The sequence below is a fragment of the Enterobacter sp. 120016 genome (assembly GCF_018383635.1).
Taxonomy (GTDB): domain Bacteria; phylum Pseudomonadota; class Gammaproteobacteria; order Enterobacterales; family Enterobacteriaceae; genus Enterobacter; species Enterobacter asburiae_D.
Window position 1 is genome coordinate 40577 of record NZ_JAHAWC010000020.1, and the last position, 21737, is coordinate 62313.

The 21737-nt window shown below is 56.7% G+C and carries 20 protein-coding genes and 1 other annotated feature; of the genes, 6 read left to right on the forward strand and 14 right to left on the reverse strand.

The window, feature by feature from the left end:
• Positions 1–3 precede the first annotated feature (3 nt).
• From KIF87_RS20605 to KIF87_RS20620, 4 genes are all read right to left on the reverse strand, one after another.
• On the reverse strand, positions 4–660 hold the full coding sequence (locus KIF87_RS20605; RefSeq protein WP_502757630.1) for a DUF2931 family protein: 657 nt from the start codon (positions 658–660) through the stop codon (positions 4–6).
• Positions 654–2555, reverse strand: a complete 1902-nt coding sequence (locus KIF87_RS20610) for a type VI secretion system family protein (protein WP_213330449.1) — start codon at positions 2553–2555, stop codon at positions 654–656. The genes KIF87_RS20605 and KIF87_RS20610 overlap by 7 nt, the downstream gene beginning before the upstream one ends.
• Positions 2556–2741: 186 nt before the next feature.
• Positions 2742–4064, reverse strand: a complete 1323-nt coding sequence (locus KIF87_RS20615; protein WP_213330451.1) for a 6-phospho-alpha-glucosidase — start codon at positions 4062–4064, stop codon at positions 2742–2744.
• Positions 4061–5683 (reverse strand): alpha-glucoside-specific PTS transporter subunit IIBC, encoded by a 1623-nt coding sequence (locus tag KIF87_RS20620; RefSeq protein WP_213330453.1) that lies wholly within the window; start codon positions 5681–5683, stop codon positions 4061–4063. The genes KIF87_RS20615 and KIF87_RS20620 overlap by 4 nt, the downstream gene beginning before the upstream one ends.
• A 221-nt stretch (positions 5684–5904) precedes the next feature.
• On the opposite strand from KIF87_RS20620, the gene KIF87_RS20625 reads away from it, so the two are divergent.
• The gene (locus tag KIF87_RS20625) at positions 5905–6651 is read left to right on the forward strand and encodes a GntR family transcriptional regulator (RefSeq protein WP_213330455.1); all 747 of its coding nucleotides are present in this window, start codon (positions 5905–5907) and stop codon (positions 6649–6651) included.
• Here KIF87_RS20625 and KIF87_RS20630 read toward each other — a convergent pair.
• The 3 genes from KIF87_RS20630 to ibpA all read right to left on the reverse strand — a co-directional run bounded on the left by KIF87_RS20630 (position 6619) and on the right by ibpA (position 9428).
• Entirely contained in the window at positions 6619–8280 is a 1662-nt protein-coding gene (locus KIF87_RS20630; protein ID WP_032662051.1) for a putative transporter, read from the reverse strand. The two genes, KIF87_RS20625 and KIF87_RS20630, sit on opposite strands and share 33 nt — an antisense overlap.
• Positions 8281–8452: 172 nt before the next feature.
• A complete protein-coding gene (ibpB, locus tag KIF87_RS20635; RefSeq protein WP_108417247.1) occupies positions 8453–8881 on the reverse strand; it encodes a small heat shock chaperone IbpB in 429 nt (142 codons plus the stop codon).
• 136 nt (positions 8882–9017) lie between these two features.
• Positions 9018–9428 (reverse strand): small heat shock chaperone IbpA, encoded by a 411-nt coding sequence (gene ibpA / locus KIF87_RS20640; RefSeq protein ID WP_008500162.1) that lies wholly within the window; start codon positions 9426–9428, stop codon positions 9018–9020.
• Positions 9422–9493 (reverse strand) — a sequence feature (ROSE (Repression Of Heat Shock gene Expression) occurs in the 5'-region of heat shock genes and acts as an RNA thermometer to modulate expression.). Its footprint overlaps the gene before it by 7 nt.
• Before the next feature lie 248 nt (positions 9494–9741).
• On the opposite strand from ibpA, the gene KIF87_RS20645 reads away from it, so the two are divergent.
• Positions 9742–10074, forward strand: a complete 333-nt coding sequence (locus tag KIF87_RS20645; protein ID WP_024907391.1) for a YceK/YidQ family lipoprotein — start codon at positions 9742–9744, stop codon at positions 10072–10074.
• On the opposite strand, the gene KIF87_RS20650 is transcribed toward KIF87_RS20645, so the two are convergent.
• The 3 genes from KIF87_RS20650 to KIF87_RS20660 all read right to left on the reverse strand — a co-directional run bounded on the left by KIF87_RS20650 (position 10071) and on the right by KIF87_RS20660 (position 13304).
• Positions 10071–11300, reverse strand: coding sequence for a YidR family protein (locus KIF87_RS20650; RefSeq protein WP_213330457.1), 1230 nt, complete (start codon positions 11298–11300; stop codon positions 10071–10073). The genes KIF87_RS20645 and KIF87_RS20650 overlap by 4 nt on opposite strands.
• A 50-nt stretch (positions 11301–11350) precedes the next feature.
• Complete coding sequence (gene yidA / locus KIF87_RS20655) at positions 11351–12163, reverse strand: sugar-phosphatase (protein ID WP_213330459.1); 813 nt, start codon at positions 12161–12163, stop codon at positions 11351–11353.
• Between the two features lie 115 nt (positions 12164–12278).
• Positions 12279–13304: a zinc-dependent alcohol dehydrogenase family protein gene (locus KIF87_RS20660; RefSeq protein ID WP_213330461.1), complete on the reverse strand. Its 1026-nt coding sequence runs from the start codon at positions 13302–13304 to the stop codon at positions 12279–12281.
• Between the two features lie 110 nt (positions 13305–13414).
• On the opposite strand from KIF87_RS20660, the gene KIF87_RS20665 reads away from it, so the two are divergent.
• A complete protein-coding gene (locus tag KIF87_RS20665; RefSeq protein WP_213330463.1) occupies positions 13415–14350 on the forward strand; it encodes a LysR family transcriptional regulator in 936 nt (311 codons plus the stop codon).
• A gap of 34 nt (positions 14351–14384) precedes the next feature.
• Here KIF87_RS20665 and gyrB read toward each other — a convergent pair whose 3' ends face one another.
• From gyrB to dnaA, 4 genes are read right to left on the reverse strand one after another with little or no spacing between them, the layout of a single operon-like run.
• Positions 14385–16796, reverse strand: a complete 2412-nt coding sequence (gene gyrB / locus KIF87_RS20670; RefSeq protein ID WP_029741443.1) for a DNA topoisomerase (ATP-hydrolyzing) subunit B — start codon at positions 16794–16796, stop codon at positions 14385–14387.
• Between the two features lie 28 nt (positions 16797–16824).
• Positions 16825–17898, reverse strand: a complete 1074-nt coding sequence (gene recF / locus KIF87_RS20675) for a DNA replication/repair protein RecF (protein ID WP_032648574.1) — start codon at positions 17896–17898, stop codon at positions 16825–16827.
• Entirely contained in the window at positions 17898–18998 is a 1101-nt protein-coding gene (gene dnaN / locus KIF87_RS20680; RefSeq protein ID WP_010426557.1) for a DNA polymerase III subunit beta, read from the reverse strand. The genes recF and dnaN overlap by 1 nt, the downstream gene beginning before the upstream one ends.
• 4 nt (positions 18999–19002) lie before the next feature.
• The gene (dnaA, locus tag KIF87_RS20685; RefSeq protein WP_010426558.1) at positions 19003–20397 is read right to left on the reverse strand and encodes a chromosomal replication initiator protein DnaA; all 1395 of its coding nucleotides are present in this window, start codon (positions 20395–20397) and stop codon (positions 19003–19005) included.
• 600 nt (positions 20398–20997) lie between these two features.
• Here dnaA and rpmH point away from each other — a divergent pair.
• Genes rpmH through yidD form a run of 3 tightly spaced genes read left to right on the forward strand, consistent with a single transcriptional unit; the run spans position 20998 to position 21735 of the window.
• Positions 20998–21138, forward strand: a complete 141-nt coding sequence (gene rpmH / locus KIF87_RS20690; RefSeq protein WP_003849659.1) for a 50S ribosomal protein L34 — start codon at positions 20998–21000, stop codon at positions 21136–21138.
• 16 nt (positions 21139–21154) lie between these two features.
• Positions 21155–21514: a ribonuclease P protein component gene (gene rnpA, locus KIF87_RS20695; protein ID WP_032640303.1), complete on the forward strand. Its 360-nt coding sequence runs from the start codon at positions 21155–21157 to the stop codon at positions 21512–21514.
• Positions 21478–21735: a membrane protein insertion efficiency factor YidD gene (gene yidD / locus KIF87_RS20700; RefSeq protein ID WP_001307474.1), complete on the forward strand. Its 258-nt coding sequence runs from the start codon at positions 21478–21480 to the stop codon at positions 21733–21735. Before rnpA ends, yidD begins: the two co-directional genes overlap by 37 nt.
• Positions 21736–21737 lie beyond the last annotated feature (2 nt).

Consider the following 21737-nt stretch of genomic DNA (forward strand, 5'->3'; position numbering starts at 1 on the left):
TCCTTACCACTGTCCGTACGGGTAGGTTTTGCCTTTGATAAACTCCGGCGTTTCTCCGTAATAAGCATAACCATACGGGTGCTGAGTAATTCCCTTGCAGGCATCCAGTTTTTCACCGGACAGCGTGGTGAGCCGCTGCGGCTCTACCGGCAGGTTCTCGCCAATCCCGCTGTTCTGCAGCCAGACTCGCACCCTGCCTTCCGGGGCCAGGCCTATCAGCAACGTGTCATACCACGTGGTGCCGTATGAGTCCTGGCCTGTAGGAGCCAGCATTCTGGTCCTGAGCGAGGCCGGAAAGACTATCCGGGTCTCATAGGTCTTCTTGTCGATGACCGAATCCCAGCAGAACAGCATCATCACGGGCGGGTGACGTGCCTTGTTAAACTGGGCATGCCGCCGCACCTCGTTATTCCATGCCCCCACAGTAATAGCGCTGTCCTGCACGGAGTCCAGCGTCCGGAAGGAATACACCACCCCCTTCTCATCAATAACCAGCGCCTGCGTGACGTCGGCATACAGCGCTTTCGGGGTGAAGAAAGCGAAGTCCCATTTCCCGTAAGGCATTCCGCCGGTCTCTTCGGGGGTTGCTGGCTCACCTGTATGGCAGCCCGTCAGGGTGGCCAGGATTAAAAACAGCCACAAGCAGCATTGTTTCAAAATGACTCTCCTTCCATGTTGTAGCGCGTACGCCGCCAGTCTTCATCGGGACGATTAACAAAGCTGAGCAGTTCAGCCAGCGCGGCACCGCCCTGAATCTCACCGCGGGTATTTCTTATGACAGGGTTCCAGTTAGCAGAGCAGTGGATATATGAACGAGCCAGAATGTTCATTTCCTGCGGGGTAAAAGCAGGCGGCACTTTGCCATCACGTACCGCTTTTCCCATCTGCAGGGACTTGTTACATAAGTGACTTAAATCTTCCGGGATAACGAGAGCATCATTATCCTGAACAGATTTAAAATTCACCCCAGCCTCTTTCGCCGCCTCGATCATCACCCGCAGTACCACCTTTGCCCAGTCGTTGCGAATTAACCGGTTTCGCAGCGTCAGCGCCGAAAAACTTCGTTTCTGAAACTGCCCGTAGCGATCCGGTGGAAGCCGGTCGTCATACCAGGTTTCGGCCATAATGCGGCTGGTCCGCAGAACGGGGGCGAGACAGGGAAACGTATCCAGCTGCGGGAGTTGTTGTATCAGCTGCGTATAGCTTCGCGTCTGGCTTCCCGGCTGGCTGAGGGGGACCGTTTCCGTGGCGGGGCGGGTCAGGAACAGGTTTTCCCGCACCAGGGGCAGATAGCCGCCGCCAGTGTCGGAATGCGCGCCAGGGAGAACCAGTTCGGGCCATACGGGCCGGACGCTGTTCAGGGCAAAGTTAAACCGGCACTCATTTCCCGCCGTGATATGGAAGACCTTCTCCGCGATGCCGGGAGGCAGCGTGATTTTCACCTCGCCGGTACTGGCTGAGTGTGGATTCATGCCGTTCACCGGACTGCCGATGGCCGCAACGGTGTCAAACAGGCCAATAAATCGGGTCTTTCCGGCTGGCAGCCCCAGAAAGATAACGCCGTTCAGCCCCTGACGTATGGCGGCAATAATCGCGCTGTCCTGAGCCAGGACGCGGTTGGCAAAATGACGTGCCGCAGCGGCACCACGGCTGAACCCGAAAATATCGAACTGGATTGATTTAACAATCAATAGTGGTCTGTTTAGAAGGTTGTTTAAATTTCGAAGAGTCTGCTCAATTTTTGATATCAGACCCGCTACCGCTTTATCCGTTTTGGCAATCACGCCCGTATCCGCAATCCCCATCGACTGGCCAATCAGGCTGTCGGGTTTGCCCGCTTCGGTGCCGATACCGTCGATATACAGTGACGCCTGAACCGCTGTACTGTCGGGCAGCAGGTCCGTCTGATAGAGGGTATGCAGCCAGTGCACGTTGGTGTAATACCCGATGTAGCTGCCTGCGCCAGTGCCGGATACCCCGAACGCCTCCCGCGCGCACCGGGCCATAATGACCTCGGCTTCCGCGCTGGTGTAGTCGTAGTGTCTGGCCGTACAGGCTTTAATCATGTTCTCCGTGTTAACGGCGTTATTCCCCGTACCGTCAAAAAACAGGCCGATCGTCAGCGTCACCTCTTGCGGCCCGGCCCCGGGTGCCGCCGGAGCCGGGAAGGATGGCAGCGGAGAAGACGCCGCGGTGGGTTCCTGTGTTTGTGTGCGAGATGACGGGCGTCCGGCGCTCTGTAAGGTGGCCGGCGTTGTCGAAAGGGCAGCGGAAGAAGAGACGATAATGCGGTTTTGTCCTGCCGGGCAGCCACATTTCACTTCAGAGCCATGAACAGCAGCCCTGGCACCATCAACAATGAAATCTGATGTGCCGGTGACAACGATGCCCGGGCATTTACAGACCGGGCAAACCGTCGTTGTATCGCCCACGCGAACCATGCCTCTTCCGGTATCCTGATGGGTGCGAAGGGAGCTGATACAGCTGGCGCCGGTGGTGGTTTCATCCCCGTCAAGGGCAAGCTCAAGTCCATTAATACTGACAGAGTGGAGCATTTCATATCCGTATGAAAAGTGTGCCTGGTGCGCCGGACTATACGCCCGGTTTGCAGGTAAAAAATATGATTAGCACGCAAATTGTCACATCGAGAGAGAATTAGGAGAAAAGCCCGGTTTTACTGAAGGTTGAAGGTTATTTTTATTAGAGGAAAACCGGCACCACCACGATGCCGGTCAGGAAAATCAATGCAGCTCTGGCCAGAACTCTTTGTTGGCCTCGATCAGGTCATCCAGAATCGCTTTCGCGACGGATGCGCTCGGCACGGTCTTCGACAGGGTAATCGCCTGCCAGAGTTTCTGGTACGAGCGCTGCTCCCAGGCATCCACCACCAGTTTTTCCACCGCCACCTGCTGGCTCATCAGCCCTTTCTGGAAGTGTGGAATATCGCCCACCGTAAGCGGCTCAGGGCCGTTATGGCCTACCAGGCACGGGATCTCCACCATCGCGTCAGCATCAAAGTTATGGATGGCCCCGTTGTTTGGCACAATCAGCAGCATCCGCTCCTGGGTGTTAAAGGCAATTGCCGTCGCCAGATCGACGATGTACGACGCATGTTCGTCGATTTCCAGCTCACCGGCGGCGGAGTTACCGGCTTCGATAATCGCCCGGCAGGCGCTGAACACGTGCTTCTCACGGTGATCCATAACTTCATTGGCGCGGGTACGTTCCGGGTTGGAGTGCGCAACCACGTAGTCCGGGAACAGGTAATACTTCAGGTAGGTGTTCGGCATGGTGTCCGGATCCAGCGCCTGCACGTCTTTTGCTTTGGCAAAGGTATCGTTCCAGCTCGCTTCGGTATGCGCATCTTCTGAAGGCGGAACATAGCCCTTTTTCGCCACGTATTCGCGCAGTTTCGGCATCAGATCGTTGCCGTTCAGATCTTCAATCGACGTCCACCAGCCGAAGTGGTTCAGGCCGTAGTAGCGCACGCGCATCTCTTTGCGGTCCTTCAGGCCGACAATCTGCGCCATGCGCCCTTCAATGCCGATCGGCATATCGCAGATGTTGAGGATTTTGGCGTTCGGGCGTAGGCGGCGCGTGGCTTCCGCGACAATCGCCGCCGGGTTGGAGTAATTCAGCATCCACGCGTTCGGGGAGTATTGCTCCATATAATCCACCAGCTCCAGCACGCCGCCGATAGAGCGCATGCCGTAGGAAATCCCGCCCGGTCCACAGGTTTCCTGGCCCAGCACGCCGTGGCGCAGCGGGATTTTTTCATCTTTTTCGCGCATCGGGTATTTGCCCACGCGGATATGCGCCATCACGAAATCCACATCGGTAAACGCCGCTTTAGGATCGGTGGTGTAGCTGAATTCAATCTCCGGGGCTTGTTCCTTAAGGATGATTTTGCACGCTTCGGCAATGGTCTCCTGACGCGCGCCGTCGTTGTCATAAAACTTCAGGGCGCGCAGCGGGAAACGGTCGCGGTTGGCTAACAGCATCAGGACGATACCAGGCGTAAAGGTGCTGCCGCCGCCTGCAATGACAACTGAGAATTTTTTCATGATATAGCCTCTGTCAGGGTGGTTTGTTCATTCGATAAAGGGGTTTTCATCAGCGATTCCAGCTGGTCGCGCACCTGAGGAACGTGCAGGCCGACAATCACCTGAATGCCGTTGCCGCGTCGCACCACGCCGTGGGCGCCGAGGGCTTTGAAGACGTCATCGCTTTGCGTTTTCGCCATATCGACCAGGGCGATACGCAAGCGGGTGGCGCAGTTGTTGATGCTTTCGACGTTAGCCGCGCCGCCGAGCGCCTGTAAGAACCCGGCGGCCTGCCCGACCTGCTGGCTGGCCGCTGCCGGGGCGGTGGTTTGCCCCCGCGCCGCCTTATAGTCGGCCTTGCTGTAGAGCTTGATTTCGCTCTCTTCCCGGCCGGGGGTTTTCAGGTTCAGACGTTCGATCAGCGTTTTGAAGACCACGAAGTAAATTCCGGTGAAGCAGACGCCGATGCCAATCTGGGTGAATACCGTCGAGGCGTGGTTATGGAACATCGGGATCCAGTTTTGCGGCAGGAACTGGTCCAGCAGGCCGCCGCCCATGTTCCCGACCACGCCGAAGGCGTACATCACCGTTGCCATAGTCGCCGCCAGCACCGCATGGACGGCAAACAGCAGCGGCGAGATAAACAGGAAGGTGAACTCGAGCGGTTCAGTAATACCCACCAGCACGGCGGTAAGCGTGGCCGGGACCAGCAGCCCCGCCACCTTGACGCGGTTTTCCGGCGACGCGGTGTACCAGATAGCGAACGCAATCCCGACCGAGCCAAACACTTTTGAGTTGCCGTGCAGCGCGAATCCGCCTTCCGGGAAGAGGGTTTTCAGCGGCAGAGTGCTCTGGCTGAACTCCTGCAGATGCTGCGCCCAGTAGACCTGAATCCCGCCCTCCACCGCCGCCGGGCCGAAGATAAACGGACCGTAGACGAAGTGGTGCAATCCGGTTGGGATCAGGATGCGTTCCAGGAAGGTATACACCCACACGCCCAGCGCGCCGGCAGAGCGCAGGAACGCCTGCAGGGACTCAATGCCCATCTGTACTTTCGGCCAGCCCAGCAGCGTCAGCCAGGCGCAGGGGATCATGACGAAGAACGCGAGGATAACGACAAACGAGCTGCCCTGGAAAATCCCCAGAAACACCGGCAGCGGCTTGTCGAAGTAGCGGTTGTGGATGCCGGTGACGATGCCTGAAATCACGATGGCACCGATGATGCTGGTATCGAGCGTTTTGATCCCGGCAATCATCGCCAGCCCGCTACCGGCCGTCGGTTCGGCGGAGAAGTCGACGCCAAAGAAGTGGCCCCAGGTCATCCCCATCGCGTTAATGAAGTAGTTCCAGGTCAGAAAGCTAATCAGCACCGCCAGACAGGCGCGGCCCTGCGCCTGCTTCGCCAGGCCAATCGGCAGACCAACGGCAAAAATCAGCGGCATGTTGCGAAACACCGCCCAGCCGCCCTCTTCAATGATGTGAACGATCTGCGCGAAAAGATGATCGGGGGCCGTTAGCGCTTCGCCGACAAACAGCGGGTTGCGAAGCATGATGGCGATTCCCACCACGATCCCGGCGAATGGAAACAGCAACACCGGGGTAAACATGGCACCGCCAAAACGTTGTATTTGACTGAGCATTTTTAAATCCTCATGAAACAACCTGTAGGGGTAGAGGCCTTTATGGTTTTTTGCTGGCCTGAGGTGAGCATAAGAACTTACTGATGCGCGAACATGGCGTGCCGCTGCGATTCGTGATCGCATTCATGGTTTTATTTTGACCAATGAGGTCTACTTTTTGCGGTAAATATGGACATGTCAGGACGCAATCCACGCCCTGATAAGGGCAGAGAGGTCTACTTGTGATCTACAAATCTATCGCCGACAGGTTGCGGCTGCGGCTGAATTCGTCGGACTACAACATCGGCAGCCCTCTGCCCGGCGAAAAAGCGCTGGCGCAGGAGTTCGGCGTGGCGCGAATGACCATCCGCAAGGCGCTAGAACTGCTGGTGAGCTGGGGGCTGGTTGAGCGGCGGCACGGCAGCGGCACGTTTGTGTCACGCAAAGACGTCCACCACGAAACCACCAACCTGACAGGGCTGGTGGAGGTGCTGCGTCAACTGGGGAAAGAGGTAAAAAGCAAGGTGCTGCAGTTCGAAGTGATGCCTGCTCCACCCGCCATCGCCAGCCAGCTGAGGATCCAGGTGGATGAGCGGATCTACTTTTCCCGGCGGGTACGCTACGTGGACGGGAAGCCGCTGATGCTGGAAGACAGCTTTATGCCGGTGAAGCTGTTTCGCAACCTCTCGCTGGCGCATCTTGAGGGGTCTAAGTTTGATTACATCGAGAAGGAGTGCGGGATCACCATCAGCGGCAACTACGAGAGCCTGACGCCGGTGCTGGCAGATAAAACGCTGGCCGGTTATATGAACCTGCCGGAACAGACGCCGCTGCTGCGCATTACCTCTCTCTCCTACAGCGACAGCGGCGAGTTCCTCAATTATTCCGTGATGTTCCGAAATACCAGTGATTACCAGGTGGACTACCATCTGCGGCGCATCCACCCGGACGACCTGCTAGCTCATCCCCCAGAACAGCACCGCCAGTAGCTGCGGGGTGATGATGCGCAGGAACATCACCAGCGGATAGACGGTGGCATAGGAGAGCGCGGCCGCGCCGCTGGTGGCGTGCAGGTTGTTGGCAAAGGCCAGCGCGGGCGGATCGGTCATGGAGCCCGCCAGCATGCCGCACAGGGTCAGGTAGTTCATTTTGGCGAACATCCGCGCCAGTATTCCCACCGTCAGCAGCGGGATCGCCGTGATAAAGATGCCGTAACCGACCCAGCTCATCCCTTCGCCCTTCACCAGGGTATCGACAAAATCCCCGCCGGATTTTAGCCCGACCACCGCCAGGAACAGGACGATGCCCAGCTCGCGCAGCGCCAGGTTGGCGCTCGGCGGCATAAACCAGTAGAGCTTGCCGATACAGCCGATACGCCCGAGGATCAGCGCCATAATCAGCGGCCCGCCCGCCAGGCCCAGCTTGAGCGCCACCGGGAAGCCCGGCACGTACACCGGAATAGAGCCGAGCAGTACGCCGAGTCCGATACCGATAAACACCGGCAGCATCTGCACCTGCTGCAGTTTTTGCTGGGCGTTACCCACCATATCCGCCACGGCGTCGATGGACGACGGACGCCCGACCAGGTTGAGGATATCCCCGAACTGCAGGCTGGCCTCCGGGCTGGCGACCAGCTCGACGCCCGCACGGTTGAGGCGGGAGATGACCACGTCGTAGCGCTCTTTTACCTGCAGATCGCGTATTTTCTTGCCCAGAACGTGCTCGTTAGTCACCACAACGCGTTCCACGCGCATATCGGTGCCGCGGGTTGAGAGCGAAGTATCCACTTCCTGACCAATCACCAGCCGCGCGTTGTTTAAATCGCCGGGCTGGCCGACCAGGTGCAGCAGATCGCCCTGCTGAATGACGGTGCCTGGCGCGGGTACCATCAGCATATCGTCGCGCTTAAGGCGGGAGCAGATGATATTGGCGCTGTTCAGGATCGGCACGTCCTGAATCGCCATATTGTTCAGGTTGGGGTTATCGACCCGAATGTTGATGGTTTTGATCGGCATATGGCCGTTGGTGAGCGTGGTTTCGTGGTCCTTCGCCTCTTTGTCGACGTTAATGCGAAACAGGACGCGTACCAGCCACATGGAGAGCAGAATGCCGCAAATCCCAAACGGATAGGCCATGGCGTAGCTCATCCCCATCTGGTCGACAATGCCGGGTTCGATACCCAAATCGCGCAGGATTTGCTGCCCGGCACCGAGCGCAGGCGTGTTGGTGACCGCCCCGGAGAAAATCCCCAGCACCACGGGCAGCGGGATATCGAAGATTTTGTGCAGAATTGCGGTGACCAGCCCGCCCATCACCACAATGCCCAGGGCAAACAGGTTGAGCCGCAATCCGGAGACCCGAAGTGAGGCGAAAAAGCCCGGCCCCACCTGAATACCGATGGTATAAACGAAGAGGATCAGGCCGAACTCCTGAGTGAAGTGGAGCATTTCGGCGCTGAGGACCAGCCCGAGCTTGTCGGCGAAGTGCCCGACAAAAATGCCGCCAAACAGCACCCCGCCTATCCCAAACCCGACGCCACGGATTTTGATATTCCCTATCCACAGGCCAACAACAGCGACCAGGGCCAACACGCTTACGGTTAACGCGATATCACTCATGATCCACTTCCTGTGCATAACCTTAGTTATGATAAGGATTCTCTCAGAGCCGGATGCGATTGTATGGGCGATGGCGCACAAAAAAGCCCTGCCGGGGCAGGGCTTCGTGCAGTCTGTGAGTATTGTCGGGTGGCGGCTGCGCCTTACCCGACCTACAGGTTCGGCGGGATTGTTAACTGTTTAACGCCGGCCGCTCGCTAATGGCGATACGCTGCGGCGCGATGGCTTCCGGCACGTTGCGGAGCAGGTCGATATGCAGCAGCCCGTTGGTAAACGTTGCGCCGGACACTTCCATATGGTCTGCCAGGGTAAAGCTCAGGCTAAACGGCTGATTAACCAGCCCCTGATGCAGCCATTTGGTCTCGGTCTCTTGTTTTTCCGGCGACCCCTTCACGGTCAGGCGAGTGCCTTCAAGCTGGATGTCCAGATCGTCCTGGCGGAAACCGGCCAGCGCAAGGGTAATGCGATAGTGGTTATCGTCGCTTTTTTCGATGTTGTACGGCGGAAACGTCTGTTGCTCATTGCTGCTTTGCAGGGCGTTAGCCAGTTTGTCAAAACCAATCCACTGACGCAGCAGGGGGGATAAATCGTAGTTACGCATACTAAATCTCCTTCTGAGAAGCGAGTTCGGCACAGTTCAATTTTGTGCGCAGTTGTTCCTGCAAATCCCGATGGATTCGCATATGCTCCCGTTACGGCAAGCAATTCTGGGTGGGCCGCTCACGCGACCCGCGTAATTAGTTAATTTCGATACGACGCGGTTTTTTCTCTTCCGGAATCACACGTTCCAGTTCGATAAACAGCAGGCCGTTGACCAGGTTCGCGCCTTTAACGTGAATGTTCTCGGCTAACTGGAACTTGCGTTCAAAGTTGCGCTCGGCGATGCCCTGATACAGGTAGGTACGTTCTTTCTGCTCGGCCGTATGGGAACCTTTCACCACCAGCAGGTTATCCTGCGCGGTGATCTCCAGTTCGTTTTCTGCGAAACCGGCGACGGCAATGGCGATGCGGTAGTGGTTTTCGTCAACCAGCTCAACATTGTATGGAGGGTAGCCGTTGCTCTGGCTTTGGTTATTTTCTAAATGGTTAAACAGGCGGTCAAAACCAATTGCAGAACGGTATAGCGGAGAAAGATCGAAGTTACGCATAAATAAAACTCCTGAAATCAGCGAGAAATTGTAGCCTTCCACCATGGACAGGCCTTTGCGCCCCCGAACACCCATCAGGCGAGTTCGTTATCGGGCCACATTCTTAAAATGGGTCTGCAATCGGGCTTTTCAAGCACGACAGCTGCACTTTTTTTTGCACTTTCCGGCATCTCGCTTAGACTGGGACAACAGCACAAAGGGTTAAATTGCGATGGCTGCCACAGTGCGGGGTTATCGGGCTATCCATTTTGGATAAGGCTCGCTATAACCCTGAGTTGCAGGTCTATGCAGTGCCATTAACGATGACTGAGTGATGATGAAAAATGTTCTGATAAAGCTGACGACGTTCAGCGGGGTAGTTTTACTTTGCGGGTGTTCGAGCGTGATGTCTCACACCGGCGGTAAAGAAGGAACATATCCGGGGACGCGCGCCAGCGCGGCGATGATCTCCGATGACGATACAAACTGGGGCACCAAATCCCTGGTTATCCTGGACATGCCGTTTACGGCCGTGGCGGATACGCTTCTGCTACCGTGGGATATGTTTCGTAAGGACAACTCCGTGCGCTCACGGGTAGAAAAAAGCGAGCAGGAGAATCTGGCCACAAACGCCGTCATCCCGCCCGCTGAGATGCCTCCACGCTAGTTCTGCGCGGTTTCCGTTGCCCAAAGCTGACGGAAACCGCCTGTCTCTTCCATCCATGCAATAACGCGCCCGTCCGGGGAAAACACGACCACATCAGCAGACGGCGGGTTGCCGTGATCGGACGTCAAAAACGTCACCTCTCCGGTCTGCGCGTCGCAGCAGGCGATCCGGTTTTCGAGCACAAACCCCAGACGGTCGCCTGAAGGATGCCAGTTAAATGCAGACTGAATATCGCTCCCGGTGCGCGTCAACTGGCGTGGCTCGCCGCCCTCAGGAGAGATCAGCCACAGCTGCACAATGCCGTTATCATCCCGCATCAGAAACGCGATCTGCGTCCCCTGCGGGTTGCTGCGTACCCAGTGGCGCGGTACGTTCACCAGGCCCGGATATGCCCTCTGATGCGTAAAGGTCAATCGACGCTGCATCACCCCGGCAGGCGGCGCTGGCAGGGTCTCTGCCGTGCCCTGCAGAGGCGCATCGCCCGCACGCTTCCAGCCCTGCTCGTCTTTCGGTAGGTCGACGATAAACAGTTCGGGTACTTTTTCGCCCTGCGCAGAGAGGGTGTCGCCGATAAACGCCAGCCTGTCGTTTCCCACCCAGCCCTCTTCGTAAGCGCGGTTGATTTCATCGCTGCCCGGCTGTGGGTCAGGCGTCGTGCGGCTAACCAGCACGCTCCAGAAGGCTCCTGGATACTCACGGGGATGGTTCCCCTGCGGGTTCACCGGGCCGTAAGGCGCAGCCACGCCGACGTTGCGTAAATCAAGTTTAGGATCGCGCTCGTGCAGGACATGGTCGTTATAGGTAAAGCTGACGAGCTGCCCGTTCGGGCTGAAGACATGGACGTGGCTGCCACCGCGCAGCGCGCCTGGGGTGTAGGGCGCAGTGATATCCATCGCGTCCAGGTTGCTCACCTGACCGTTTTGCGCAATCACCCCCTGGCGATGATGAAAATCGTAGTGCCAGTCTGCATCCGGTTTTTTCGGGCCGTGGATAAAGACGTATTTGTCCTGTGCGGGATGAACGGTTACCACGCCGACGTGCGCGCCGTCGGTGGCGCGATAAACCACCTCTACCTCACCCGTACCGACATTGACCCGCTCGATGGTTTCGCCGGTGAACGACGCACCGGACGGGCGCACGTCGTAGACCAGCCACTGACTGTCCGGCGTCCAGGTATTGATGTTTGTCAGCTGGTGGTTACGGGAGGCGAAGGTGATTTGTTTCATGAGGATACCCTGATGCGCAGTTATCGCATCAGGGTATCGCAAGCGGGTTTTTAGTTCAGCACAAACTTCTCAATGGCGTAAGCCACGCCGTCTTCGAGGTTGGATTTGGTCACAAAATTAGCCACTTCTTTCACCGACGGGATCGCGTTATCCATCGCCACGCCCATACCCGCGAACTCAATCATCGCGATGTCGTTTTCCTGGTCACCCAGCGCCATGATCTCTTCCGGCTTAATGCCCAGCGCATCAGCGAGCGATTTCACGCCGGTGCCTTTAGTGACGCGTTTATCGAGAATTTCGAGGAAGTACGGCGCGCTTTTCAGCACGGTGTACTTCTCTTTTACCTCTGCCGGAATGCGGGCAATCGCTTTATCCAGGATCTCCGGCTCGTCGATCATCATCACTTTCAGGAACTGCGTCGCCGGGTCCATTTTCTCCGCTTCACAGAACACCAGAGGAATGGTCGCAACGTAGGATTCATGCACCGTGTAGTAGCTGATATCGCGGTTGGCGGTATAGAGCGTATTGCGATCGAGCGCGTGGAAGTGGGACCCCACTTCCCGGGACAGTTTTTCCAGGAACAGGTAGTCATCGTAGCTCAGCGCGGTTTGCGCAACGGTACTGCCGTCCGCGGCTTTCTGCACCAGCGCGCCGTTATAGGTGATGCAGTAGTCGCCAGGCTGATTCATGTGCAGCTCTTTCAGGTAGCTGTGTACGCCCGCATACGGACGCCCCGTGGTCAGGACCACATTCACGCCCTTCGCGCGCGCCGCGGCGATCGCGTTTTTAACGGCTGGAGAGATGGTGTGGTCTGGCAGCAGCAGCGTGCCGTCCATATCGATTGCAATGAGTTTGATAGCCATGAGTTCCCCGGGATAAATGAGTGCTGCCTCATGCTATCGCGATTAAGCCCACAAAAATAGAGCTACATTGCGCAACAGAAACACCCCTTTTACGCTTATCCCGGGGAACAAAGGCTTACTCGCGGGTGAGAACGATTTTACCAAACGCCCCGCGATCGAGATGTTCAAACGCCTGTTCAAGCTCGTTAAAACGGTAGCGATGCTCAATCACCGGCTTCAGTCCGGTGACGTCAACAGCGCGGACAAAATCTTCCAGCGCCCGGCGGTGCCCCACGCCAATCCCCTGAATGACGGGGGATTTCAGCAGCAGTTCGCCAGCAGAGAGGGTAATCTCCGTCCCGGCCAGCACGCCAATAACGGAGATACGTCCGTGAACGGCAACGGCGCGCAGGGAATGCTTCAGGTTCTCTCCCCCTACGGTCTCGATAATATGGTCGATGCCGCGATCCTGCGTGAGCGTCAGCGTATTTTCAGCCCAGTCGCCTTTCAGCCGGTTGATGCCCTGGCTGGCCCCCAGCGTTTTAGCCAGCGCCAGTTTTTCATCACTCCCCGAGGTGACAAACACCTCCGCCCCGTGCGCTTTTGCAATTTGCAGGGCGAATATCGCTACGCCGCCCGTGCCCTGCACCAGCACCGATTGCCCGGCGCGCAGCTGGCCGCGCTCCACCAGCGCAAACCAGGCGGTGAGCCCTGCGCAGGGCAGCGTGCTGGCCTCGGCGTCATCCAGAGTCCCCGGGGAGGCCACCAGCGCGTCTTCCTTCACAATCACATACTCGGACAGCATGCCCTGGAAGTATCCGCCGGACGTTTTATAGGGCAGATTGCGCGCGTCCGCCTGCGGCTTACCGTCGATCCACTCAGGGAAAAAGGTTGAGATGACGCGCGCGCCGGGTTTGAAGCGCGTAACGCCTTCACCAATGCTGTCCACCACGCCCGCCATGTCAGACGCCGGGGTAAACGGGAAGGAAAGCGGGATAGGCATTGTGCCTTCAACAACCATTTTATCGCGATAGTTAAGCGCAACGGCATTCACCCTTACGCGCACTTCACCTGGGCCGGGCTGTGGAACGGGTGCCTGAGTCAGTTTGAGGTTCTCGCGCCCGAGGGCGTCCATGGACCAGCGTTGCATTGTCTCTGTCATTTTATTTCTCCTGCCATCAGATGAGCTTTAGTCCTGACAGTCTACCGTTGACTAACTGTCGCCAGTGGCGATAAGTTTTCTCTTCATTGACGCCATAATGGATACAATCCATGACCGATACGCTGAAGGATATTCCTGTTTTTGTGGCCGCCGTGGAGGCGGGTAGTTTTGCGCAGGCCGCAGTTCGCCTGCATTTGTCACGCTCGGCGGTAGGAAAAAGCATTGCCCGCCTTGAAGAGCGGCTGGGGGTACGTCTTTTTCACCGCACCACCCGCAGCCAGAGTCTGACCGATAACGGCGCCCTTTTTTATGAACGCTGCCTGCGCGCGCTGGAGGAGATTAGGGGTGCGGAATCGCTGCTTGAAACAGGGAAACAGCAGGTCACCGGTCGCCTGCGCGTTGCCATGCCGGTGCTGTTTGGTCGCCAGTGTGTCGCCCCGCTGCTGATAGCGCTGGCGCAGGAACACCCCGGGCTTGAGCTGGAAATGTCATTCAGCGACCGCGTGGTGGATCTGGTGGAGGAAGGGTTTGATATGGCGGTGCGTAACGGCACGCTTCAGGACAGCAGCGTGCTGGTCGCCAGAAAGCTGGGAGAACACCGCATGGTGCTGTGCGCCGCGCCGGATTATCTGCAGAAGAAAGGCCAGCCACAAAGCGTTGCTGATTTACCCCAGCATACGGCCATTAACTATTTGCGCGCAGGCAGAGTGTTATCCTGGCAGCTGATGGATAACGAAGGAACGTCGCACACCTTTACGCCCCGATCGTCGCTCAATATGGATGATTTGCAGGCGATCTGCGACGCTGCGCTGGCCGGACACGGCATTGCATGGCTGCCCTGCTGGATGGTCGTCAAAGATATTCACCAGGGTAAACTCGTCCCGCTCCTGAAGCAGGCACCGGATGTGCATTTCAACGTTCATGCCGTGTGGCAGCAGACGCCGCATCTGCCGCTGAGGGTAAGAATAGCGATAGATACGCTGGCGAGCCGTTTACCGTCCGTGATGTCGCTGGATATGCCTGCGCCCATAAAAAAGCCGCGCTAAAAGCGCGGCCAGTTATCGTGCGGTAAAACGACGATTAAATATCGATATTTGCCGCTTTCAGGGCGTTCTCTTCAATGAAGGCACGACGTGGTTCAACCGCATCGCCCATCAGGGTCGTAAACAGCTGGTCCGCAGCAATCGCGTCTTTAACGGTTACGCGCAGCATGCGTCGGCTTTCCGGATCCATGGTAGTTTCCCACAGCTGGTCCGGGTTCATTTCGCCCAGACCTTTATAGCGCTGGATCGCAAGGCCACGACGGGACTCTTTCACCAGCCAGTCCAGCGCCTGCTCGAAGCTGGCTACCGGCTGACGACGTTCGCCACGTTCGATGAACGCATCGTCTTCAATCAGGCCGCGCAGCGTCTCGCCGAGCGTGCAGATACGGCGGTATTCCGGACCGGTCACAAACTCGTGTTCCAGCGGGTAGTCGGTATCAACGCCGTGGGTACGCACGCGAATAATAGGCTCGAACTGCTTGTCGGCGTTCTGCTGGATATCGCATTTCCACATGCTGCCGTGCTGCTCTTTCTCGTTGAGATCGGTCACCAGAGCGTTCACCCAGCGGGTCACGGTCTGCTCGTCGCTCAGATCGGCTTCGGTCAGGGTTGGCTGATAAACCAGCTCCTTCAGCAGCGTTTTCGGATAGCGGCGTTCCATACGCGTGATCATTTTCTGCGTCGCGTTGAACTCGGACACCAGACGCTCCAGCGGCTCACCGGCCAGTGCAGGGGCGTGCGAGTTCGCGTGCAGGGTCGCGCCATCAAGGGCGATTGCGATTTGGTACTGATCCATCGCTTCGTCGTCTTTAATGTACTGTTCCTGCTTGCCTTTCTTCACTTTGTACAGCGGTGGCTGTGCAATGTAGACGTGGCCACGCTCAACGATTTCAGGCATCTGACGATAGAAGAAGGTCAACAGCAGCGTACGAATGTGCGAGCCGTCGACGTCCGCATCGGTCATGATGATGATGCTGTGATAGCGCAGTTTGTCCGGGTTGTACTCATCACGGCCGATGCCGCAGCCCAGCGCGGTGATGAGGGTCGCCACTTCCTGAGAAGAGAGCATCTTGTCGAAACGGGCTTTCTCCACGTTGAGGATTTTACCCTTCAGCGGCAGAATCGCCTGGTTCTTACGGTTACGGCCCTGCTTCGCAGAACCGCCCGCAGAGTCCCCTTCCACGAGGTACAGTTCAGACAGCGCCGGGTCGCGTTCCTGGCAGTCAGCCAGTTTGCCCGGCAGGCCTGCTAAGTCCAGCGCGCCTTTACGACGGGTCATTTCACGGGCTTTACGCGCCGCTTCACGGGCACGCGCCGCATCAATAATTTTGCCCACCACGATTTTCGCATCGGACGGGTTTTCCAGCAGGTATTCGCTCAGCAGTTCGTTCATCTGCTGTTCAACGGCCGATTTCACCTCGGAAGAGACCAGCTTGTCTTTGGTCTGTGAGGAGAACTTCGGATCCGGCACCTTCACGGAGACAACGGCAATCAGGCCTTCACGGGCATCATCACCGGTGGCGCTGACTTTCGCTTTCTTGCTGTAGCCTTCTTTGTCCATGTAGGCGTTCAGGGTACGGGTCATCGCCGCACGGAAGCCTGCAAGGTGAGTACCGCCGTCACGCTGTGGAATGTTGTTGGTAAAGCAGTAGATGTTTTCCTGGAAACCGTCGTTCCACTGCAGCGCCACTTCCACGCCGATACCGTCTTTTTCGGTGGAGAAGTAGAAGATATTCGGGTGAATTGGCGTTTTGTTCTTGTTCAGATACTCAACGAACGCTTTGATACCACCTTCGTAATGGAAGTGGTCTTCTTTACCGTCACGCTTGTCTTTCAGGCGAATAGAGACGCCGGAGTTCAGGAACGACAGTTCACGCAGGCGTTTCGCCAGGATGTCGTACTCGAATTCGGTGACGTTGGTGAAGGTTTCATGGCTCGGCCAGAAACGTACCATGGTACCGGTTTTGTCGGTGTCGCCGGTAACGGCCAGCGGTGCCTGCGGCACGCCGTGCGTATAGAGCTGACGGTGAATTTTGCCTTCGCGCTGGATAACCAGCTCCAGCTTCTGCGACAGGGCGTTAACCACGGAAACGCCTACGCCGTGCAGGCCGCCGGAAACTTTATAGGAGTTATCGTCGAACTTACCGCCTGCGTGCAGCACGGTCATGATTACTTCCGCAGCAGAGACGCCCTCTTCCGGGTGAATACCGGTTGGGATGCCACGACCATCATCGGTGACGGAGACGGAGTTGTCCGCATGGATGGTGACCACGATGTCTTTACAGTGACCCGCGAGCGCTTCGTCGATAGCGTTATCTACCACCTCGAATACCATGTGGTGCAGACCGGTGCCGTCATCCGTGTCGCCGATATACATACCCGGGCGCTTACGCACCGCATCCAGCCCTTTCAGGACTTTGATACTGGAGGAGTCATAAGAATTCGACATCAACGTTTCTCGCTCATTTCAACTTGGGTTAATCCGTTATTTTACCCTTTTCCACGGTAAACATCTTCGAATTTTCGTCCGACATGTCTATAACGTGTTCAGCGCTAATGGCGCTGACGAAAACCTGCGACTGCGTGGCTTTTAAGCGGCTGGCAAGCAGCCCGCGCCGCGCGTCGTCGAGTTCCGAGGCAAAATCATCTATCAGGTACAGGCAGCGTCTTCCGCTCTCGCGGGTGAGAAACTCTCCCTGTGCCAGGCGCAGCGCACACATCAGGAGCTTGAGCTGCCCGCGCGACAGCGTGTCTTCCACCGGCGCACCATCGGCACGAATGCGGAAATCCGCCTTGTGCGGGCCGTGCGCGGTATAGGTCAACATGCGGTCGCGCTCGAAGTTTCTCTCTAACACCTCGGCATAATCCGTCTCTTTCTCCCAGCCGCGCTGGAAAGAGAAGGTGAGAGAGAATTCGGGTAAAAACTGTTTGCAGGTGTCGGCCATGTCTTCGGCGATACCTGCGCTGTATTCGGCACGCCAGCGGCTGATTTGTTCCGCGAGAGGGATTAATTCCATGTCCCACGGTCGCAGCTGGGCGTAACGAGTTACCTGGCGCAACGCGGCGTTACGCTGCTTGAGCAGGCGCTTCAGGTTGCTCCAGGCGTTAAAGAAACCGGCTTCGTTGTGAAAACATCCCCAGTCGAGGAACGCCCTTCTGTATTTGGGGCCGCCGTTGAGTAAAGTAAACCCCTCCGGCGTAATCAGCTGCATTGGCATCAGCAGCGCCAGCTCCGCCACCTTGTGGCCGTCGGTGCCGTCGATGCGCACCTTGCTGTCGCCCTGCTTGTCTTTGGTCAGGCCGATGGCGGTTTCGCGCTCCGCCCCCTGCAAACGCCCGTGCAGAACAAAGGACTCCTGCTCGTGGCGAATGACGCGACCAATCTGCAAACTGCGAAACGCCCGACCGTGGCCGAGCGTATAGATGGCTTCCAGCACGCTGGTTTTGCCGCTGCCGTTTGCGCCAACCAGGAAGTTAAAGCCAGGGGATAAAGCGAGATCCGCGCTTTCGATATTGCGAAAGTCGCGGATCAACAGACGGGTGAGCGACATTACAGTCTCATTGGCATGACAACATAAGCCGCGCTTTGGCTGGCCGCATCTTCAATCTGTACGCTTGAAACGGAGTCGGTCAGCAGAATGCGCACGTTCTCGCATTTCAGTGCATTCAGCACATCCAGCACGTAGCTGACGTTAAAGCCGATTTCCATCTCGGTTCCGGCGTAGGTGACGTCCAGAATTTCTTCTGCCTCTTCCTGCTCCGGGTTGTTAGCGGTGATTTTGATCTGGTTTTCACTCACGTACAGGCGCACGCCGCGGAATTTCTCGTTAGAGAGGATCGCGGCACGGGCAAAGGCCTGCTTGAGGCTGTCGCAGCCTGCTTCCAGCGTTTTGTCCGGATTCTTCGGCAATACGCGGCGATAATCCGGGAAACGACCGTCAACCAGCTTAGACGTGAAGACAAAATCGCCCACATGTGCGCGGATGTTGTTGCTGCCAATCTGCACGCGCAGCGGCGTGTCGCCACCGTCGAGCATACGCATCAGCTCAATCACCCCTTTACGCGGCACGATCACCGAATGGTTTGGCAGTGAATCGCCAATCGGCATAGAACAGACCGCCAGACGGTGGCCGTCGGTCGCCACGGTACGCAGCTCTTCACCTTCGGTTTCGAACAGCATGCCGTTTAAGTAGTAACGAACGTCCTGATGCGCCATGGAGAACTGCGTGGCTTCAATCAGACGCTTCATCGTCGCCTGCGGCAGAGTAAATTCAACTTCACTCTGCCAGTCGTCCAGGTTCGGGAAGTCCGCAGCAGGCAGCGTGGAGAGCGAGAAACGGCTGCGGCCAGAGCGCACCAGCATACGGTCGCCTTCCAGCTGCACGGCGATTTCAGCGCCTTCCGGCAGCCCGCGGCAGATGTCAAAGAATTTACGTGCCGGAACCGTGGTCGCGCCCGCGTCGTGCGGCTGCGTCAGCGTAACGCGCGCGATCATTTCCATTTCCAGATCTGTACCGGTCAGCGACAGCGTACCGTCCGCGACCTGAAGCAGCAGGTTTCCGAGAATAGGCAGCGTTGGGCGGCCACCTAATGGGCCACTCACCTGTTGCAGCGGTTTTAATAAATGTTCACGTTCAACGGTAAATTTCATAGCGTCACGATGATAATGTTCTGATTAGATTGGAAAAATCTTCTTTTATGTCGTGGCTTTCTTCGCGTAACTGCTCAATCTTGCGACAAGCGTGCAGCACGGTCGTATGGTCACGGCCACCAAACGCATCCCCGATTTCCGGCAGACTGTGGTTGGTTAACTCCTTTGCCAGCGCCATCGCCATCTGACGCGGACGCGCCACCGAGCGGGAACGACGTTTAGACAGTAAATCTGCCACTTTGATCTTGTAGTACTCAGCCACCGTCTTTTGAATATTGTCGATAGTGACCAGTTTTTCCTGCAATGCCAGCAAATCGCGCAGCGCTTCACGCACAAAATCGATGGTGATCGCACGACCGGTGAAGTTGGCATTGGCGATAACGCGGTTCAGTGCCCCTTCCAGCTCACGCACGTTGGAGCGCAGACGCTTGGCAATGAAGAACGCCACTTCGCCCGGCAGGCGAATGTCGTTTTCATCGGCTTTCTTCATCAGGATCGCGACGCGGGTTTCCAGCTCCGGTGGCTCGATCGCCACGGTCAGGCCCCAGCCGAAGCGGGATTTCAGACGATCTTCAACGCCATTGATCTCTTTTGGATAACGATCCGAGGTCAAAATGATCTGCTGATTGCCTTCCAGCAGGGCATTGAAGGTGTGGAAAAACTCTTCCTGCGATCGTTCTTTATTGGCAAAGAACTGGATGTCATCGATGAGCAGCGCGTCAACGGAACGATAGTAGCGTTTAAACTCTTCGATCGCATTGTTTTGCAGGGCTTTTACCATGTCCTGAACGAAGCGCTCGGAGTGCATATACACCACTTTGGCATTGGGCTTGCGCGCCATAATGCCGTTGCCCACCGCATGCAGCAGGTGCGTTTTACCCAGGCCCGTACCGCCATAAAGGAACAGCGGGTTGTAGGCCCCACCGGGATTATCAGCAACCTGACGAGCCGCCGCGCGCGCCAGCTGGTTCGACTTACCTTCAACGAAGTTATCGAACGTGTGTTTCACGTTAACGTTAGAGCGGTAGGTTGGCTCAGCGGGCGCAGGGACGTTATCCCAGCCCTGACGAGCAGGTGCGACGCGAGGGGCCGGAGCAGGAGCGGCCTGAGCAGGCGCTGCTACGTTCACGGTTTCACGAACGGTTTGGGTGACCGGCTTTGTGCCCACTTCAAAGCGCAGCTGCGGGGCATCTGACCCGCAGAAATCGTTCAGCAGTCCATTGATATTATTAAGGTACTTGTCCCTTACCCAATCGAGCACAAAACGGTTTGGCGCATACAAAGCCAGCGTGTTATCGCTCAGTTCCGCCTGCAACGGGCGGATCCACATACTGAATTCTGTGGCTGGTAACTCATCCTGCAATCGGGCAAGACACTGCTGCCAAAGCGAAAGTGACACGGCGGACTCCACTCGAACAATAAAAGAAAACTATTGAATATTCATGATTGTTGGCGCACATCGACATGACCCTGTGTAAAAGGGTGATGTGCGAACCGCTATCTGCGGTTGTACCCGGCCAGGATCGCTGGATCCCGATCGGGACCGCGGATCATAGCCTAAACTGAGCCAGAGATCTTCTGTTTCTCACAGATTCTTCCCGATTTATCCACAGGAAGATCCGAAACCGGGTAAGTGTAAACGATCCTGGCGCGAGTGCCCCGCGATTTAGTCCGCATATTGGAAAAATTAATGAGCACAGACAATTTATTGCTTAAATGATCTAACGAAGATCCGGGACGATCCTTGCGCTTTATCGTTGAGCCCGTATAATCCTCGACCCGGCGCGTGATGCTCATCTTCCTGCGTCGTCCGTTGCTCATTTTCCACGCGAAAACGTGCGGAAATACGCGGGAAATAAGGAAAGAGAATTGACTCCGGAGTGTACAATTATTACAATCCGGCCTCTTTAATCACCCACGCTGAGGCGTTAGTCGTTCGAAACTCGTTCGGGTATACGCAAAAGTCAGTGAATTTATTCAAGTTTAGGTAGAAATCGCCATGAAACGCACTTTTCAACCGTCTGTACTGAAGCGCAACCGTTCTCACGGCTTCCGTGCTCGTATGGCTACTAAAAATGGTCGTCAGGTTCTGGCACGTCGTCGTGCTAAAGGCCGCTCTCGTCTGACCGTTTCCAAGTAATAAAGCTAACCCCTGCGTGGTTAAGCTAGCATTTCCCAGGGAGTTACGTTTGTTAACTCCCGCTCATTTCACTTTCGTCTTCCAGCAGCCACTACGGGCTGGCACGCCGCAAATCACCATCCTCGGCCGCCAAAATTCGCTGGGGCATCCCCGCATCGGTCTCACAGTCGCCAAGAAAAATGTTAAGCGTGCGCATGAACGCAATCGGATTAAACGTCTGACGCGTGAAAGCTTCCGTTTACGTCAGCACGAACTGCCTTCAATGGATTTCGTGGTGGTGGCGAAGAAAGGGGTTGCCGACCTCGATAACCGTGCTCTCTCGGAAGCGTTGGAAAAATTATGGCGCCGCCACTGTCGCCTGGCTCACGGGTCCTGATAGCCCTCATTCGGGTCTATCAACGCCTGATTAGTCCGCTACTCGGGCCGCACTGCCGTTTCACACCAACATGCTCAAGCTACGGAATTGAGGCATTGCGCAGGTTTGGAGTGATAAAAGGCAGTTGGTTGACGGTGAAACGCGTATTAAAATGCCACCCTTTACACCCCGGTGGAGACGACCCCGTCCCCCCAGGACCCTTTGATACCAGAGAACACTAACG

What these genes read in the sequence shown, in the direction of transcription:
- rpmH (WP_003849659.1), top strand. Translation starts at nt 20,998, where the DNA reads ATGAAACGCACTTTTCAACCGTCTGTACTGAAGCGCAACCGTTCTCAC.
- recF (WP_032648574.1), bottom strand. Translation starts at nt 17,898, where the DNA reads ATGTCGCTCACCCGTCTGTTGATCCGCGACTTTCGCAATATCGAAAGC.
- ibpA (WP_008500162.1), bottom strand. Translation starts at nt 9,428, where the DNA reads ATGCGTAACTTCGATCTTTCTCCGCTATACCGTTCTGCAATTGGTTTT.
- ibpB (WP_108417247.1), bottom strand. Translation starts at nt 8,881, where the DNA reads ATGCGTAACTACGATTTATCCCCCCTGCTGCGTCAGTGGATTGGTTTT.
- yidA (WP_213330459.1), bottom strand. Translation starts at nt 12,163, where the DNA reads ATGGCTATCAAACTCATTGCAATCGATATGGACGGCACGCTGCTGCTG.
- KIF87_RS20620 (WP_213330453.1), bottom strand. Translation starts at nt 5,683, where the DNA reads ATGCTCAGTCAAATACAACGTTTTGGCGGTGCCATGTTTACCCCGGTG.
- KIF87_RS20645 (WP_024907391.1), top strand. Translation starts at nt 9,742, where the DNA reads ATGATGAAAAATGTTCTGATAAAGCTGACGACGTTCAGCGGGGTAGTT.
- KIF87_RS20665 (WP_213330463.1), top strand. Translation starts at nt 13,415, where the DNA reads ATGACCGATACGCTGAAGGATATTCCTGTTTTTGTGGCCGCCGTGGAG.
- KIF87_RS20630 (WP_032662051.1), bottom strand. Translation starts at nt 8,280, where the DNA reads ATGAGTGATATCGCGTTAACCGTAAGCGTGTTGGCCCTGGTCGCTGTT.
- KIF87_RS20615 (WP_213330451.1), bottom strand. Translation starts at nt 4,064, where the DNA reads ATGAAAAAATTCTCAGTTGTCATTGCAGGCGGCGGCAGCACCTTTACG.
- yidD (WP_001307474.1), top strand. Translation starts at nt 21,478, where the DNA reads ATGGCGCCGCCACTGTCGCCTGGCTCACGGGTCCTGATAGCCCTCATT.
- KIF87_RS20650 (WP_213330457.1), bottom strand. Translation starts at nt 11,300, where the DNA reads ATGAAACAAATCACCTTCGCCTCCCGTAACCACCAGCTGACAAACATC.
- gyrB (WP_029741443.1), bottom strand. Translation starts at nt 16,796, where the DNA reads ATGTCGAATTCTTATGACTCCTCCAGTATCAAAGTCCTGAAAGGGCTG.
- KIF87_RS20660 (WP_213330461.1), bottom strand. Translation starts at nt 13,304, where the DNA reads ATGACAGAGACAATGCAACGCTGGTCCATGGACGCCCTCGGGCGCGAG.
- KIF87_RS20610 (WP_213330449.1), bottom strand. Translation starts at nt 2,555, where the DNA reads ATGCTCCACTCTGTCAGTATTAATGGACTTGAGCTTGCCCTTGACGGG.
- dnaN (WP_010426557.1), bottom strand. Translation starts at nt 18,998, where the DNA reads ATGAAATTTACCGTTGAACGTGAACATTTATTAAAACCGCTGCAACAG.